At 73.6% G+C, this 14,842-nt stretch carries 14 protein-coding genes; 4 read left to right on the top strand and 10 right to left on the bottom strand.

Annotated features, from left to right (window positions below; all coding sequences use genetic code 11):
• Positions 1-4 precede the first annotated feature (4 nt).
• From CLT75_RS29605 to CLT75_RS29580, 6 genes are all read right to left on the bottom strand, one after another.
• Positions 5-265 (bottom strand): WhiB family transcriptional regulator, encoded by a 261-nt coding sequence (locus CLT75_RS29605; RefSeq protein ID WP_013284161.1) that lies wholly within the window; start codon positions 263-265, stop codon positions 5-7.
• A 460-nt stretch (positions 266-725) separates the two neighbouring features.
• On the bottom strand, positions 726-1,064 hold the full coding sequence (locus CLT75_RS29600) for a hypothetical protein (protein WP_013284160.1): 339 nt from the start codon (positions 1,062-1,064) through the stop codon (positions 726-728).
• A 13-nt stretch (positions 1,065-1,077) separates the two neighbouring features.
• The gene (locus tag CLT75_RS29595) at positions 1,078-2,475 is read right to left on the bottom strand and encodes a DUF4331 domain-containing protein (RefSeq protein ID WP_135243414.1); all 1,398 of its coding nucleotides are present in this window, start codon (positions 2,473-2,475) and stop codon (positions 1,078-1,080) included.
• A 72-nt stretch (positions 2,476-2,547) separates the two neighbouring features.
• Complete coding sequence (locus tag CLT75_RS29590; RefSeq protein ID WP_091418605.1) at positions 2,548-2,841, bottom strand: hypothetical protein; 294 nt, start codon at positions 2,839-2,841, stop codon at positions 2,548-2,550.
• 150 nt (positions 2,842-2,991) lie between these two features.
• Entirely contained in the window at positions 2,992-5,517 is a 2,526-nt protein-coding gene (locus CLT75_RS29585) for a bifunctional FO biosynthesis protein CofGH (protein ID WP_135243413.1), read from the bottom strand.
• Positions 5,518-5,686: 169 nt separating this feature from the next.
• Complete coding sequence (locus CLT75_RS29580) at positions 5,687-6,595, bottom strand: hypothetical protein (protein ID WP_135243412.1); 909 nt, start codon at positions 6,593-6,595, stop codon at positions 5,687-5,689.
• A gap of 99 nt (positions 6,596-6,694) precedes the next feature.
• Here CLT75_RS29580 and cofD point away from each other — a divergent pair, with 99 nt between their 5' ends.
• On the top strand, positions 6,695-7,642 hold the full coding sequence (gene cofD, locus CLT75_RS29575) for a 2-phospho-L-lactate transferase (protein ID WP_135243411.1): 948 nt from the start codon (positions 6,695-6,697) through the stop codon (positions 7,640-7,642).
• A complete protein-coding gene (locus tag CLT75_RS29570) occupies positions 7,639-8,724 on the top strand; it encodes a coenzyme F420-0:L-glutamate ligase (RefSeq protein ID WP_135243410.1) in 1,086 nt (361 codons plus the stop codon). Before cofD ends, CLT75_RS29570 begins: the two co-directional genes overlap by 4 nt.
• 15 nt (positions 8,725-8,739) lie before the next feature.
• Here CLT75_RS29570 and CLT75_RS29565 read toward each other — a convergent pair whose 3' ends face one another.
• Complete coding sequence (locus CLT75_RS29565) at positions 8,740-9,729, bottom strand: ArsR/SmtB family transcription factor (protein ID WP_120571556.1); 990 nt, start codon at positions 9,727-9,729, stop codon at positions 8,740-8,742.
• A gap of 242 nt (positions 9,730-9,971) precedes the next feature.
• Positions 9,972-11,015, bottom strand: a complete 1,044-nt coding sequence (locus CLT75_RS29560) for a glycoside hydrolase family 183 protein (protein ID WP_135243409.1) — start codon at positions 11,013-11,015, stop codon at positions 9,972-9,974.
• 39 nt (positions 11,016-11,054) lie between these two features.
• On the opposite strand from CLT75_RS29560, the gene CLT75_RS29555 reads away from it, so the two are divergent.
• Positions 11,055-11,624: an NUDIX hydrolase gene (locus CLT75_RS29555; protein ID WP_135243408.1), complete on the top strand. Its 570-nt coding sequence runs from the start codon at positions 11,055-11,057 to the stop codon at positions 11,622-11,624.
• Positions 11,625-11,673: 49 nt separating this feature from the next.
• On the opposite strand, the gene CLT75_RS29550 is transcribed toward CLT75_RS29555, so the two are convergent.
• Together CLT75_RS29550 and CLT75_RS29545 are read right to left on the bottom strand one after the other, a co-directional pair.
• The gene (locus CLT75_RS29550; protein WP_135243407.1) at positions 11,674-12,765 is read right to left on the bottom strand and encodes a sugar phosphate nucleotidyltransferase; all 1,092 of its coding nucleotides are present in this window, start codon (positions 12,763-12,765) and stop codon (positions 11,674-11,676) included.
• A gap of 64 nt (positions 12,766-12,829) precedes the next feature.
• The gene (locus CLT75_RS29545) at positions 12,830-13,975 is read right to left on the bottom strand and encodes a glycosyltransferase family 4 protein (protein WP_135243406.1); all 1,146 of its coding nucleotides are present in this window, start codon (positions 13,973-13,975) and stop codon (positions 12,830-12,832) included.
• Positions 13,976-14,125: 150 nt separating this feature from the next.
• Between CLT75_RS29545 and CLT75_RS29540 the strand changes: the two genes are divergently transcribed.
• On the top strand, positions 14,126-14,815 hold the full coding sequence (locus CLT75_RS29540) for a TIGR03089 family protein (RefSeq protein ID WP_135243405.1): 690 nt from the start codon (positions 14,126-14,128) through the stop codon (positions 14,813-14,815).
• Positions 14,816-14,842: the final 27 nt, after the last annotated feature.

The following is a 14,842-nucleotide window of genomic DNA, read 5'->3' as shown; positions in this document are numbered from 1 at the left end:
TGGATCAGGCGGCGACCCGCCGCTTGAGCTTGCGCCGCTCCCGCTCGGAGAGGCCACCCCAGATTCCGAACCGCTCGTCGTGGCCGAGCGCGTACTCCAGGCATTCCGTCTTCACTTCGCACCGCGAGCAGATGCGCTTCGCCTCGCGGGTCGAGCCGCCCTTCTCGGGAAAGAACGCCTCCGGGTCGGTCTGCGAGCAGAGCGCTCGCTCCTGCCACTCCGGCGCGTTCCCGAGCAGGTCGGCCACCTCGAGCTGGCCGTCCATCGATTGCCTCCTTGTCGCGCACCGGCGTCATTCGCCGCTGCAACCCCCCACGCGAAAGGCGTGCCTGTCCGTACGGTCACCATTTGTTGCGTTCCGTGCGAACAACCCCATTCAAATTACACGCGTGTAATGCGTGCGCCGTCAAGCCAAACTTGATAATGGAGTCGCCCTCCCGACACGTCCGTGACGACCGCCCCGGTCGCCCGTAGCCTCGCAACCTGCCCTATCGATTCAGACCCCGGACGAGTAACGCCCTCCCCGGCGAGTTGCCGGAAGTTTTCTGCCGTGGCGCATCGCCGACAGGCCGGCCGGACGCCCCCGCCGGCCGCTCGTACCAAGATCAGAATTGGTGGGGCAAAGGGTAACCCGCTTCCCGCGGTACCGCCCGTCGAGCCGTCCAACGCCGACCGCGCCCCGTCCATCATGTGGACGGGGCGCGGGTTCCGGCGCGACTGACGGATCAGTCCAAGCGGGCTGGTGAGCTGGTGGGCCAAACGAATTCGGCGATCGACCCACCGGTGACCGAGATCGCGCCGGCGGACGTACTCTCGTCCCACCAGACGGTATACACACCCGCCTCCAGATCCGGGTAGACCGCACTGTGGAACACCCCGTCCCGGACGTGCCGCTCGCGTACGGCGGAGTGGGTCCGCGGGCCGTCGAGGTCCACGCGGCTGATCTCGATCTCCCGGCCGTGCAGGTCCCGCCCGGTGTGGATGATCAGCGCGCCCCGGTCGCCGCCGAGGTCGAGCACGACGCTGCCGACCTCCGACGGGCCGAGATCGTGATGGTGTGACATTCGCCGGCTCCCGTCAGGACTTCTTCGCCTGCGGGTTGCCGAACCCGTCGTACGGCGTGCCGAGGAACGGGAAGTCGGCCAGGAACGGCGCTGTCACGTCGGCCGCGCTCAGGCCCGGTGTCACCGCCGCCGCGGCGGCGTCCGGCCGGAACGTCTTGTCGACGAGCGGCACGGTCAGCCCGGCGATGGCGCGCAGCGCGATCGTCACCACGTCGTCGGCGGGACGGCGGCCGTTGGGGAAGCCGGCCAGGTCGCCGCCGAGCACACCGAACCGGTCCGGGGTACGACTGGGCCGGATCGCCGTGTTCAGCCGCAGCATGTCCGCCTGCACGTCACCGGTGGTGTTGGCGAAGCCGTCGATCAGTCCGGCCGGGACGCCGGTGAGCAGGATCGCCACCAGGTCGGCGCGCGGCTTCTTGGACTTGTTCAGCGCGTCCAGATTGGGGAACACACCCGGGTAGAGCGCCGGCAACAGCCCGGCCAGCTCGGGCCGCTCGACGAACCCGGCGAACCGCTTGTCCTCCGACGGCGGCAGCGTGTTCCAGACATCCTTCCTGGACATCGGCACGATGACCTCATTGAACAACGGGTTACCGAGCCGCGACACCTGCGTGAAGGGTCCGGCGGCGGTGTCAGCGGCGACCCGGTCCCCCAGCACCCGCACCTGCTGCCGGGACGCGCTGGTCCAGACCCCGATCGTCGAGGCGCGGTCGGCGTAGCCGTAGCGGGACGCCTTGCGGCGTACCTGGCGCAGCGGCACCTGCACGGCGAGGCTGTGCACGTTGAGCCGGTCCAGCGCGTTCACCGGCTCGCCCTCGGTCCGGAACAGCTTCTTGCCGGCGACGTGCAGCTGCTGGAACGGCCGCAGCGTGCCCAGGTCGAACACCGCGCCCAGGTCGACGAAGAAACCGTCGGCCCGCTGCCCGGCGAACACCTTCTCACCGGTGGACAGCTTGAACGTCGCCTGCCGGACCAGGTTCTGGTATCCCGGCGTGGACAGCGGGCCGACGTTGCACGGCGGGCAGGGCAGTTTGTGCGCCAGCACACGGGCGCGGCCGTCCGCGATGCGGGTCAGCCGGTAGAACTGGCGCCGGTTCCAGTTCTTGCTCTCCAGCGACTCGATCGGCCCGGTGTTGTAGAGAAAACTGTTCTGGTTCGTGATCTCGGTAGTGAATTCGAAACGATAGGTGACGTCCGGATAACCGTCCCCGTCGTTGTCGATGTGAATCTCGTACCGGACGTCGTCACCGAACTCGAAGAAGTTCGGGCCGCCGGACGGAAGCTGCACCGGCACGTAGTTGGCGATCAACGTGACCGTGTCCGGCTGGCTCGGCGTGACGAACGCGTACAGGTCGGAACTGTCGGCGACCGGATCCTTGGCGATCTCCGGGGCCTCGCGGTGAGAGGACATGGCGGACGCACCTTCGTCGGGGGAACGGAAGTCGGAACCGGCGCCGGGAGCCCGCGCCGGCGGGAGGTGGGATCAGCGCCGGCCGGCGGCGCGCACCAGGCGGTCGGCCAGGCCGCGGTCGCGTACCTCGACCCGGTTGGTGCCGACGAAGACGTCCATGACGCCGGCGGCGGCGTCGCGGAGGTGGACCACGATCGGCTCGTCACGCCGGCTCGCAGTGGGGGCGTTCTGCGCGGCGGACAGGCCCGGCACGGTGAGGGCGGCGGCGCCCAGTGTCGCGCTCGCCGCGGCGGTGAGCGTCTGCCTGCGGGTCAACCGCGGCCAGGTCCGCCGTTTCGGCGCCTCGGTGGTCTCGTCAGTGCTCATCGGCAACCTTTCCGGACCGGCGCCGCAGCGCCGCAGCGGGCCGGGCGCCCGGACACCGCCGGGCCCCGGTTCGGGGTCACCGGCGGCGGTCCTCGCCGAAACCGCCGCCGGCATCCACAGGTACGGGCCGCGGCGGGGAAAGGTTCGACCTCAGGCGCGGGCGTGACCGTACGCGGTCGTCCGCTTGCGGAACGGCCGCCCCGCGGCGGTGGCGATGGCGCGCAACTGCTCCTCGGTGCGGGCCGATCCGTTGCCCGAGCCGGCCATCCGGGAGATCGTCTCCTCCATCAGCGTGCCGCCCAGGTCGTTGCAGCCGCCGCGCAGCATCTCCACGGTGCCCGCGTCGCCGAGCTTCACCCAGGAGCACTGGATGTTGTCGATCCGGCCGTGCAGCAGCAGCCGGGCCATCGCGTGCACCACCCGGTTCTCCCGCCAGGTCGGTCCCGGGCGGGCGATGCCGGCCAGGTAGATCGGCGCGTTCGTGTGCACGAACGGCAGCGCCACGAACTCGGTGAACCCGCCGGTACGGTCCTGCACGCCGGCCAGCACCCGGAAGTGGGCCAGCCACTGGCCCGGGTGATCCACGTGGCCGTACATCATCGTGGAGCTGGACCGGATGCCCAGCTCATGGGCCGTGCTCACCACCTCGACCCAGGCGGAGGCCGGCAGTTTGCCCTTGGTGAGCACCCAGCGCACGTCGTCGTCGAGGATCTCGGCGGCGGTGCCCGGGATGGTGTCCAGCCCGGCCTCGCGGAGCTGGAGCAGCCACTCCCGCACCGGCACGCCGGCCTTCGCGGCGGCGGTGACGATCTCCATCGGGGAGAACGCGTGCACGTGCATGTCCGGCACCCGCGCCTTGATCGCGCGGACGATGTCGGCGTAACCGGTCACCGGCATCTTCGGGTCGATGCCGCCCTGGAGGCACACCTCGGTCGCGCCTGCGGTCCACGCCTCCTCGGCCCGGTCGGCGACCTGCTCCAGCGAGAGCCGGAACGCGTCGGCGTCGCTCTCCCGCTGGGCGAACGCGCAGAACCGGCAGCCCACATAGCAGACGTTCGTGAAATTGATGTTGCGGTTGACCACGTAGGTCACGTCGTCGCCGACCGCGTCCCGGCGCGCGTCGTCCGCGAGCCGGCACAGCTCGTCCAGCGCCGGGCCGTCCGCGCCGAACAGCGCCAGCGCCTCGGCCTCGTGCGCCGGCGTCAGCAGCGCCGCCGGGTCGTCAGCGGCCAGCCGCAGGCCCGCGCGCAGGTCGGCGTCCGCGCCACCACCCAGCGGTACGCCGGCGCGCGCCTCCGGCGCCACCTTGCCGGCCACCTCGGCCCAGTCGCCGTACACGCTGTCGAAGTCGCCCCGCCGGTCGTCGGTGCGGCCGGTGACGTCGATGGTGACGTGCAGGTCGGTGCGGCCGCCGTAGCCCGACTCCGGCTCCTGCCAGGGCCGTCCCTCCGGGAGGGCCGCCTCGACCGCGAGCCCGGTGGCCGGGTCGGCGAGCGCGGTGACGTGCGGCAGCAGGCGCGGATCGAGCCACGGATCGCCCGCCCGCACGTACTCCGGGTAGACGGTCAGCCGCTCGCGCAGCGTGAACCCGGCACTCGCGGTACGCGCCGCCAGCTCGTCCAGGTGCGGCCAGGGCCGCTCCGGGTTGACGTGGTCGGGCGTGACCGGGGAGACGCCGCCCCAGTCGTCGATGCCCGCGCGCAGCAGCAGGTCGTACTCGCCCGCGATGAGGTTCGGCGGGGCCTGGATGCGGGCCTTCGGGCCGAGCAGCACCCGGGCCATCGCCACGGTGGCGGCCAGGTCGTGCAGCTCCGCGTCGGGCATGCCGCGCATCGCGGTGTCCGGCTTGGCGCGGAAGTTCTGCACGATCACCTCCTGGAGGTGGCCGTACTCCCGCATCGCCCGGCGGATCGCGAAGATCGCGTCGACCCGCTCGGCCCGGTCCTCGCCGATGCCGATCAGGATTCCGGTGGTGAACGGCACCCCGACCCGGCCGGCGTCATCGAGCACCCGCAGACGTACGGCGGGTTCCTTGTCCGGCGAGCCGTAGTGCGGGCCGCCCGGTTCGGACCAGAGCCGGGTGGCGGTGGTCTCCAGCATCATGCCCATGCTCGGCGCGACCGGCTTGAGCCGCTGCAGCTCCGACCAGGTGAGCACGCCCGGGTTCAGGTGGGGCAGCAGGCCGGTCTCCTCCAGCACCGCCACCGCGCAGGCGCGCAGGTAGTCCAGCGTCGAGTCGTACCCCCGCTCGTCCAGCCACCGGCGGGCCGCCGGCCACCGCTCCTCCGGCCGGTCGCCGAGCGTGAACAGCGCCTCCTTGCAGCCCTGCGCGGCGCCCTCGCGGGCGATCGCCAGCACCTCGTCGCGTTCCAGGTAGGCGGCGGGCAGCCGGTGCGGCACGGTGGCGAACGTGCAGTAGTGGCAGCGGTCCCGGCAGAGCCGGGTCAGCGGGATGAAGACCTTCTTCGAGTACGTCACCACGCCCGGCCGCCCGGCGTCGCGCAGCCCGGCGTCGCGGATGTCGCCGGCGATCCGGAGCAGGTCGTCGAGCATCGGCCCGCGAGCGGCGAGCAGCGCGCTCGCCTCGCCGGCGTCGAGCGCCCGGCCGGTGGCGGCCCGCCCCAGTGCCCGCCGGATGCTCGCCTCGGTCGGTTCGGGGTCGCTGCGATCAACCATCCGCCCAGCCTAAGCGCTGCCGGAGCGCCGGATGCCCGCCCCCGGTCGCGGTCCGGGCAGCGGGACGAACCGGGTGATCCGCCGCACAGCGGCGGGCGGGACGGTGCGGGCTGGCGGCGGGGCCGAGGTGACGGCGGGCGACGGTGCTCCGTCGCCCGCCGCGCGGATCTCAGCGGGGCTGGTTCGGGTCCTCGCGGTCGAACCGCTGGGTGCGCTCGTCGTCGGCGGCGGGCGACGGCGCGCCCGGCTCGGCGGACTGGCGCGGGATCGCCTGCGTCGGGTCGGCCGACGGCGGCTGACCGAACGGCGGCGAGCCGTACTGCGGCGCCTGCTGCGGACCGGCGTACGGGTCGGCGGACGGCGGGCCGGACTGCGGCGCGTGCGGCGGGGCGGTGTTGAACGGCGGCGCCGACTGCGGCTGGCCGTACGGGCCGGGCTGCTGCGGCCAGCCGGGCGGGGGCGAGCCGGCCTGCGGGAAGCCCTGGCCGGGCTGCTGCGGGTAGCCGCCCGGACCGGGGTAGCCGCCGGGCTGACCCGGCTGCTGCGGCCAGCCGGGCTGGGCCTGGCCGTACACGCCCGGCTGCGGCTTGGGCTTCGGCACGTAGTAGAGCGTGCGCCAGATCTTGAACACCACGAACGCGGCGACCCCGAAGATCGCCAACCACGCCAGGCGGGTGAGCAGACCGAGGAACGCGTCCAGCACCTCACCGTCGGCGAGCCGGCCGACCAGCCAGATCAGGAACGTCAGCGCGCCGAACACGACGGATACGGCGTACTCGACGAGCGCCACCTGCGTGATCAGCTTGGCCTTGGGCACGACCGGGAGGATCGCGGTGGCGATCAGGACGGCGAGCAGCGGCAGGACCGTCGACTCCAGGCCGACGAAGGTGAAATAGGTGCTCCCGGCCCGGCCGCTGGCCGTGCTGTAGTCGTCGATCGGCAGCAGGCGCACCAGGCCGACGAAGAGAAGCACGGCGTTGGCGCCGAGAAGGACGAGCGCTGCGAGTTCGCGCAACGGCTTGATCAACTGGCTGGCCTGCGCGGCGTCGCCGGACGCGGGCTCGGCGGGGCTGGTCACGGACTCCCCCAGGGGACGAAAGCGGACAGTTGCCGAAGTGAGCGTAGTCTCTCCGGCCACCGGACGATCGATGGCGGCGCGTGCGGAAGGATGGACGCCATGCGCATCGTGGTACTGACCGGCGGCATCGGGGGCGCCCGTTTCCTGCTCGGCGTGCGGGCGTACGCCCGCGAGGTGGGCGCCGAGGTGACCGCCGTGGTGAACGTCGGCGACGATCTGCTGCTGCACGGGCTGAAGGTCTGCCCCGACCTGGACAGCGTGCTCTACACGCTCGGCGGCGGCGCGGACCCGGAGCGCGGCTGGGGCCGGGCGGGCGAGACCTGGACGGTGAAGAACGAGCTGGCCGCGTACGGCGCGGAGCCGAGCTGGTTCGGCCTCGGCGACAAGGACGTCGCCACCCACCTGGTGCGCACCCAGATGATCAACGCCGGCTACCCGCTGTCCCAGGTGACCGAGGCGCTGGCGGCCCGCTGGCAACCGGGCGTCCGGCTGCTGCCCGCCACCGACGACCGCCTGGAGACCCACGCCGTCGTCACCGATGAGCAGGGCCGGCGGGCGATCCACTTCCAGGAGTGGTGGGTTCGCCATCGAGCCGGCGTACCCACCGACCGGTTCGTCTTCGTCGGCGCCGACGCGGCGAAGCCCGCGCCCGGCGTGGTCGAGGCGATCGCCGCCGCGGACGTGGTGCTGATCGCGCCGAGCAACCCGGTGGTGAGCATCGCCCCGGTGCTGGCGGTGCCCGGTCTGCGCGACGCGGTGACCGGCGGCCCGGCCCCGGTGATCGGGGTGTCGCCGATCATCGGCGGCGCGCCGGTACGCGGCATGGCCGACCGCTGCCTCGCCGTGCTCGGCGTGGAGTGCAGCGCGGCCGGCGTGGGCGGCCTCTACGGCGCCCGACCGGCGGGCGGCCTGCTCAACGGCTGGCTGGTCGCGCCGGAGGACGAGGGCACCGTGGTGCCGGACGTGACCGTCCGCGCGGCGCCGCTGCGGATGACCGACGAGGCGGCGACCGCCGCGATGGTGCGCGCCGCGCTGGAGTTGATGTGAGGCTGGAGATCCTGCCCGTGCAGGGCATCGGCGACGTGACCGAGGGCGACGACCTGGCGGCGCTGATCACCGGTGCGGCGCCCTGGCTGCGCGACCACGACGTCCTGGTGGTCACCAGCAAGATCGTGTCGAAGGCGGAGGGCCGGCTGGTCGACGTGCCGGCCGACGGCCCGGAACGGCTCGCCGAGCGGGACCGCATCCTGGCCGGGGAGACCGCCCGGGTGGTGGCGACGCGGGGCGCGACCCGGATCGTGCAGACCCACCACGGGTTCGTGATGGCCTCCGCCGGCATCGACGCCTCGAACGTGGACAAGACCCGGCTGGTGCTGCTGCCCGTCGACCCGGACGCGTCCGCCCGGGCGCTGCGCGACGCGCTGCGCGACAGGTACGGCCTCGACGTGGCGGTCATCGTCAGCGACACGATGGGCCGGCCGTGGCGCAACGGGCTCACCGACGTGGCGCTCGGGGTGGCCGGCATGCCGGCGATCCGCGACCACCGGGGCGAGGTCGACCCGTACGGCAACGAGCTGTTCGTCACCCAGATGGCGGTGGTCGACGAGCTGGCAGCGGCCGGTGAGCTGATCAAGGGCAAGTGCGACCAGGTGCCGGTCGCCGTGGTGCGGGGTTACCTCGCCGCGACCCGGGACGACGACGAGGGCGCCCGCACGCTGGTGCGCGACGCCTCGATGGACCTGTTCTCGCTCGGCACGGCCGAGGCGCGCGCCGCCGGCCTGCGGGCGGCGGCGACGCTCGCGGACCGGATCGGCCCCGAGCCCGCCGACGCGGACGTCGTGCGGCGGGCGATCGACGCGGTGGCCGACGTGGTCGCGCCGGGCACCGTCTTCACCCACGTCACCGACGACGAGGTACGCGACGGACTGGCCGCGACAGTTCCCGGCTGGCCCGCCTCGGCCACCGGCCTGCTGCTCGGCGCGGCGCCCGCCCCGGTGGACCGGGCGGACCTGGTCCGGTTCGGCGCGGACCTGCAACGCCTGCGCGCCGCGCTGGCCGCCGAGGGGATCGACTCGACGTTGCTCCCGCCCCCGTCCGGCAGCACCGCGAGCGCCACGCTGGCACTCTGACTCCGGCGGGCGCGCTCAGGCGTCGAGGACGGCCCGGCCCAGCGGGGTGAGCGTATGCAGGACGGTGTTGCGGTCACGCTGGCTGACCAGCAGCCCCGCGTTGCGCAGCACTGTGGTGTGCTGGCTGGCCGCGGCGGCGGAGATGCGCAGCCGGCGGGCCATCTCGCCGGTGGTGCAGCCCTCGTCGGCGGCCTGGAGCACCCGGGAGCGGGTCCGGCCGAGCAGGGCGGCGAGCGCCTCGCCCTGCGGTGACGCGGCGGGGCCGGACGCGGGCGTCAGGCCGGCGAGCCGGTCGACCGGGTAGACCAGCACCGGGGGCAGCGTCGGGTCGACGAGCGCCACCGGCGTACGCGAGCAGAAGAACGACGGCACGAGCAGCAGCCCTCGGCCGTCCAGGTGCAGTTCCCGGGTGTCCGGGTAGTCGAGCACCTCCAGCACGCCCGAGACCCAGCGCATGTTCGGCCGCAGGCTGGCGAGCAGCCCTTCGGCGCCGCCGTCGAGCATGGCGCGCGCACGCCGGGCCCGGTCCGCCTCGACCGCCGCCTGCACCCGGGCCCAGTAGGGCGTCACCGCCAGCGACTGGTAGCGGGCCATGGCGTCGGTGAGGTGGTGCAGCGTCGCGGGCTCACCACGGGCGAGCGCGCCGGCCGACGACGGCAGCGCGGTCTCCCCGGCCAGCCGCGTGAGGTCGCGGCGCAGCATGTCCACAGGGGTGCCCCGGACCGCGTCCAGCCCGGCCTCGATGCCCTCCCGGCTGGCGGACGGGGTGAGGAAGTCGGGGAAGTAGCCGCGCGGCGGGTTGAGCGCGAGCAGCAGACGGTACTGCTCGGCGTCGGTGTCGGTCCGCAGTCCGTGCGCCACGGTGCGCCGCCACGTGGTCATCATCGGGTCCCGGCTGCGCCCCTGGAGCAGGTGCAGGCTGAGGACCAGCTCCCAGAGCGGGTCCGCGGCCGGTGCGACCCGGGTCCGCAGGACGTCCTCGCCCGAGAAAATGATCTTCAACATGGATTGCTCCCGTGCGGACGGCGGGGGTGCCCGCCACACTTCGCACTGTACCCGCCGGCACTAATCTCCATCTTTAAGCGTCAGGTGAAAAACCTCGACGGTGGGCGGGCGGGTTCGGCAAACTCTCTGTTGCCTGCCGACGCCGGGGCGCAACATCGACCCGGACGCCGGCTGACGGGCGTGGCCGGGTGGCACCACGAGGGTCTGCGACTTCAGTCGCAGGGGTGCCGCCCGGCCCTCGCTCATCCGATCCAGAGCGCCACCCGATGGTCCTCGTCGGTGACGTAGTAGCAGCGTCCCGCCAGCTCGGCCAGCCCCTCCACGTGGTGGAACGGCGCCAGCTCCGCGACCACCTCCCCCGCCACCAGGGCGTCCCCGCCCGCGTCGTGCCGGAACCGCACGTGCCGGGAGGTCACCTCACCGCCGTGCGGGTGGTCGTCAAGCAGCACCGAACCCTTGCCCAGCGCGTCGATCGACCCGGTCACCGCCGCGTAGCCGCCGTCGCCGGTCGGCGTGATCGCGCGGAAACCGGCGAGCGCGCCGGGCGGCGTCACACCGGTCAGCGCGTACGCCCCGAGCCCCAGCAGGTCACCCGAGTGCTCCGGGTCGTCGAACATCTCCGGTACGCCGGCCAGCTCGACGTAGACCGGCTCCCCCGCGGCGGTCACCGGGAACCGCAGGCCCAGCAGCGCCGTACCGGCCGGGGTGAACACCGCCGCCTCCACGTTGACCGGCAGGTCGTCGGCGGCCAGCCGGGCCACCCAGCTCTTGGCGCGGGCGGTGCCCCGGGCCAGCGTCTCCACGATGAACCGCTCCCGGACCCGGTCACCTGCCGGCAGCAGCGTCAGCGGGGCGGCGGCGAGCGCGTCGTTCACCGCCCGGTGCAGCCGGAAGCGGTTGCGCACCACGTGCACCGGCAGCGGCCCGGTCACCGCGTCGTCCTCCCGGAACCGGGCCACGAACGCGCGCCGGGGCCGCAGCGGGCCGCGCTTGGACCCGAAGTGCGAGCCGAAGACGTACACCCAGCCGTCGTGGTGGGCCAGCGCCTCGCCGTCCTCGGTGCGGCCGTTCTCCGGGCCCGCGTCGGCGGCCACGTGGTGCGCCTCCCAGTGGCCGTCGTCGCGTTCCAGCAGCAGCGCCAGGCACTGCTCGACCGGCCCCTCGTCCAGCACGGTCCAGAAGCCACGGCGCGCGCCGTGCGCCCGCAGCAGCGCGGCCGACCGCACCGGCAGGAGGTCGCTGGCCTCGTTGCCGGCCACCAGGAACTCGACGAGTCGCAGGGTCACCGCGCCAGGGTACGGAGGCGGCGCTCGTAGAGTGTCCGGGTGCCCGACTTCACCTCGTACACCGAACTGCACGCCGACGCCGTCGCCACGCTGAGCCGCTGGACGGCGACCAGCCCCGCCGCCGGCGCCGCCCGGGACCGCACCTTGGCGCTGCTGGCCGACGGGCCGGTCGCGATGAGCCGGACGCACCGGGCCGGGCACGTCACGGCGAGCGCGCTGGTGCTCGACCCGGACGGCCGGGTGCTGCTCTGCCTGCACGGCAAGATCCGCAGGTGGATGCAGCTCGGCGGGCACTGCGAGCCCGGCGACCGGACGCTCGTGGCCGCCGCGCTGCGCGAGGCCACCGAGGAGTCCGGCATCACCGGCCTGACCGTCGAGCCGGAGCCGATCGACGTGGACATCCACCAGGTGACCTGCCAGGGCGGCTCGTTCCACTACGACGTCCGGTACGCCGCCCTGGCCCCGGCGGGCGCGGTCGAGCGGGTCAGCGCGGAGTCCGAGGCGCTCGGCTGGTTCCCGCCGGACCGGCTACCCGAGCCGCTCGCCCACGCCACCGCCCAGCTCGTGCCGCCGGCGCTCGCGGTGCTGGCCCGCCACGCCGGCGGCTGAGCGGCGGTACCGCGCCGCGCCGCCGGACGCGGGTCGGCGGGTCGGCGGATCAGACCAGGCCCTCCTCGCCGCGTTCCTTCAGCTCGTCCACGATCTTCTTCACGTCCTGCGCGCGGTCGCGCGGGCACACCAGCAGCGCGTCAGGGGTGTCCACGACGATCAGGTCGTGCACGCCGACGGTCGCCACCAGCCGGCCGGAGTGCGGCACCACCACGGTGCCCGTGGTGTCGTGCAGCAGCACGCCCGGCTTCGCGTCCCCGCCCAGCACCACGTTGCCGGCGCCGTCGGCGGGCAGCACCTCGCCGAGCGTGTGGAAGTCGCCCACGTCGTTCCAGCCGAAGTCGCCGGGCACCGTGCCCACCCGGCCGGCCGTCGCCGCACCCTCCATCACCGCGTAGTCGACCGAGATCCGGGGCAGCGTCGGCCAGATCCGGCCGAGCACGTCGTCCTGCTCGGGGGTGCCCCAGGCCGCCGCGATGGCGGTGATCCCGGCGTGCAGCTCCGGCTGCTGGCGGGCCAGCTCGGCCAGGAAGACGTCCACCCGCCAGACGAACATGCTGGCGTTCCAGAGGTGCCGCCCGGAACGGACGTACACCTCGGCCACCTCGGCGGCCGGCTTCTCCTTGAACTCGCGTACCGGGCGCAGCGTGCCGTCCCCCACCGGCTCACCGGTCTCCAGGTAGCCGTAGCCGGTCTCCGGGCGCGTCGGGGTGATGCCCACAGTCATCAGCAGCCCCTGCTCCGCGCCGCGGATGGCCTGCCGCACCACCTCGGCCAGCCGGGCCGGGTCGCCGATCAGGTGGTCGGCGGCGAACGAGCCCATCACCGCGTCCGGGGTCCGGGTGGCGATCACCGCGGCGGCCAGCGCGATCGCGGCGCAGGAGTCGCGCGGCGACGGCTCGACCAGGATGTTCTCCTCCGGCAGGCCAGCCAGTTGCCGAGCCACCGCCGCGGCGTGCGCGGCACCGGTGACCACGAGCGTGCGCTCCGGAGTGGTCAGCGGCGACAACCGGTCGACAGTGGCCTGCAACAGCGAGGCGGCGGTGCCGGTCAGCGGGTGGAGGAATTTGGGATGGCCGGCACGGGACAACGGCCACAACCTCGTGCCGCTGCCGCCCGCCGGGATGACGGCGTAGAACATCAGCACATCATGCCCGAAGCGGGCGAGCCGTCACGGTCGGTCGCCCGGGACCGGCAGCCGGCGCTCAGGACCGGGCCCGTCGCCATGCCGCGATGTGGACCTCGGCGCTGGACTCCCAGGTGAACTCCTTGGCCCTGTCGAAACCGGCCTTGGCCAGGGACAGCCGCCGCTGCTCGTCGTCCAGCAGGGCGGCCAGGTCGGTGGCGATCTGGTCCGGGTCCTCGCTGGTGTAGGCCACCGCGTCGCCGCCCACCTCGGGCAGGGACAGGCGCGGCGTGGTGAGCACCGGGGCGGCGCACGCCATCGCCTCCAGGATCGGCAGGCCGAAACCCTCGCCGTACGAGGGGTACGCCGCCACCAACGCGCCGCCGAGGAAACCGGGCAGGTCGGCGTAGCGCAGGTAACCCGGGCGCAGCAGCCGCAGGTGCGACGGGACCTCGGCCACCGCGCGGTCGATGTCGTCGTCGTGCCCCTGGCCGCCGGCCACCACCAGCGCGGGCGGGTTCGGCCGGTCGGCCACCGCCCGGGCCCAGCCGCGGATCAGGTTGGGTACGTTCTTGCGCGGCTCCTTGGCCCCGAGGAACGCGATGTAGCTGCTGTCGCCCAGGCCCAGGCGGGCCCGGACACGTGCCTTCTCCTCGTCACCGGGCGCGTGGAACGCGTCCTGGTCGACGCCGTGGTAGGCGACGTCGATCCGGGTCGGGTCGGCGTCCAGCAACCGGATCAGCTCGTCGCGGGTCGCCTTGCTCGGCACGATCACCCGGCTGGCCCGGCGCAGCGACGTCTTGATCGCGCTGCGGAAGAACGTCCGGCGCGACTTGTCGTAGTGCTCCGGCTCGGTGAAGAAGGTCGCGTCGTGCACGGTGACCGTCACCGGGCAGCCAGCGCGCAGCGGGCAGGTGTAGAACGGCGAGTGCAGCACCTCGGCGCCGACCTGCTGGGCCAGCAGCGGCAGGCCGGTCTGCTCCCAGGCCAGCCGCGCCGGCCGGTGCGCCACCGCCGCCGGGGCGGGGATCACCTCCGCGCCGGGCAGCATCCGGGTGTAGCGCTCCAGGTCGGTGCGGAGGCTGACCACGGCCAGGTCGACGCTGGTGCCGCAGACCCGGCCCAGCGCGCCGAGCAGTCCGTCGACGTATCTACCGACGCCGCCACGGTCGGCGGGGACACTCGTGGCGTCGATGAGAACGCGGGGCGGGCGACCGGCGGTCACGGGGCGACTCCTCAGGTGGCGCAGTTGTGGGGAAGAACACTCTCGGCAAGCCTACGCCGGGCCCGGCGGAAGGCGCTGACCGCGACCCGACGGTACGCCGACTTGTCGTTGTCATCGAGTACGCACGCGGGGCGCGTATCGTTCGCGCCGATGGCCGACAACATTGCCCGGGTGTTCGCCGACGCGATCGCGCCCGACCCCACCCGACCGCTGCTGACCTGGTACGACGACGCCACCGGCGAGCGCACCGAACTCTCCGGGGCGACGCTCGCGAACTGGGTGGCGAAGACCGCGAACCTGCTCACCGACGAGGTGGGCGCCGCGCCCGGCGACACGGCCGGGGTACTGCTGCCGCCACACTGGCAGACCGCCGCAGTGCTGCTCGGCTGCTGGTCGGCGAAGCTGACGGTGACCGGCACGCCGGGGCCGGTGGAGGCGCTGTTCGTGGCCGTCGACCGGGTGGACGAGGCGGCCGGGTGGCCGGCCGGCGAGCGGTACGCGCTGGCGCTCGACCCGTTCGCGCTGCCGATGCGGCAGGTGCCGGCGGGCTGCACCGACTTCGTCGCGGCGGTACGCGGGCACGGCGACCACTTCACGCCGGACCCGGCCGCCGGGGACGGGGACACGGCGCTGCTGGCCCGCGCGACGGCCCGCGCCACCGAGCTGGGCCTGACCCAGGGCGACCGCCTCCTGGTAGACGTCACAGTCCACCCCGACCCGGTCGACTGGCTGCTCACCCCACTGACCGCAGGCGCGAGCGTGGTGGCATGCGCCCACCCGGACCCGACCCGCCTGCCTTCCCGCGCCGAAACCGAGAAGACCACGCACACCCTGGCCTGACGCCCGCCCCTCCTTCTCCCTCCTCGT

Source organism: Micromonospora sp. CNZ285 (assembly GCF_004637285.1).
Note: the sequence above shows the minus strand (reverse complement) of the source record. Positions and strands in the feature narration are given on the sequence as shown.

Coding starts and splice junctions, on each gene's coding strand:
- CLT75_RS29605 (WP_013284161.1), bottom strand. CDS start 265: ATGGACGGCCAGCTCGAGGTGGCCGACCTGCTCGGGAACGCGCCGGAG.
- CLT75_RS29600 (WP_013284160.1), bottom strand. CDS start 1,064: ATGTCACACCATCACGATCTCGGCCCGTCGGAGGTCGGCAGCGTCGTG.
- CLT75_RS29595 (WP_135243414.1), bottom strand. CDS start 2,475: ATGTCCTCTCACCGCGAGGCCCCGGAGATCGCCAAGGATCCGGTCGCC.
- CLT75_RS29590 (WP_091418605.1), bottom strand. CDS start 2,841: ATGAGCACTGACGAGACCACCGAGGCGCCGAAACGGCGGACCTGGCCG.
- CLT75_RS29585 (WP_135243413.1), bottom strand. CDS start 5,517: ATGGTTGATCGCAGCGACCCCGAACCGACCGAGGCGAGCATCCGGCGG.
- cofD (WP_135243411.1), top strand. CDS start 6,695: ATGCGCATCGTGGTACTGACCGGCGGCATCGGGGGCGCCCGTTTCCTG.
- CLT75_RS29565 (WP_120571556.1), bottom strand. CDS start 9,729: ATGTTGAAGATCATTTTCTCGGGCGAGGACGTCCTGCGGACCCGGGTC.
- CLT75_RS29550 (WP_135243407.1), bottom strand. CDS start 12,765: ATGTTCTACGCCGTCATCCCGGCGGGCGGCAGCGGCACGAGGTTGTGG.
- CLT75_RS29540 (WP_135243405.1), top strand. CDS start 14,126: ATGGCCGACAACATTGCCCGGGTGTTCGCCGACGCGATCGCGCCCGAC.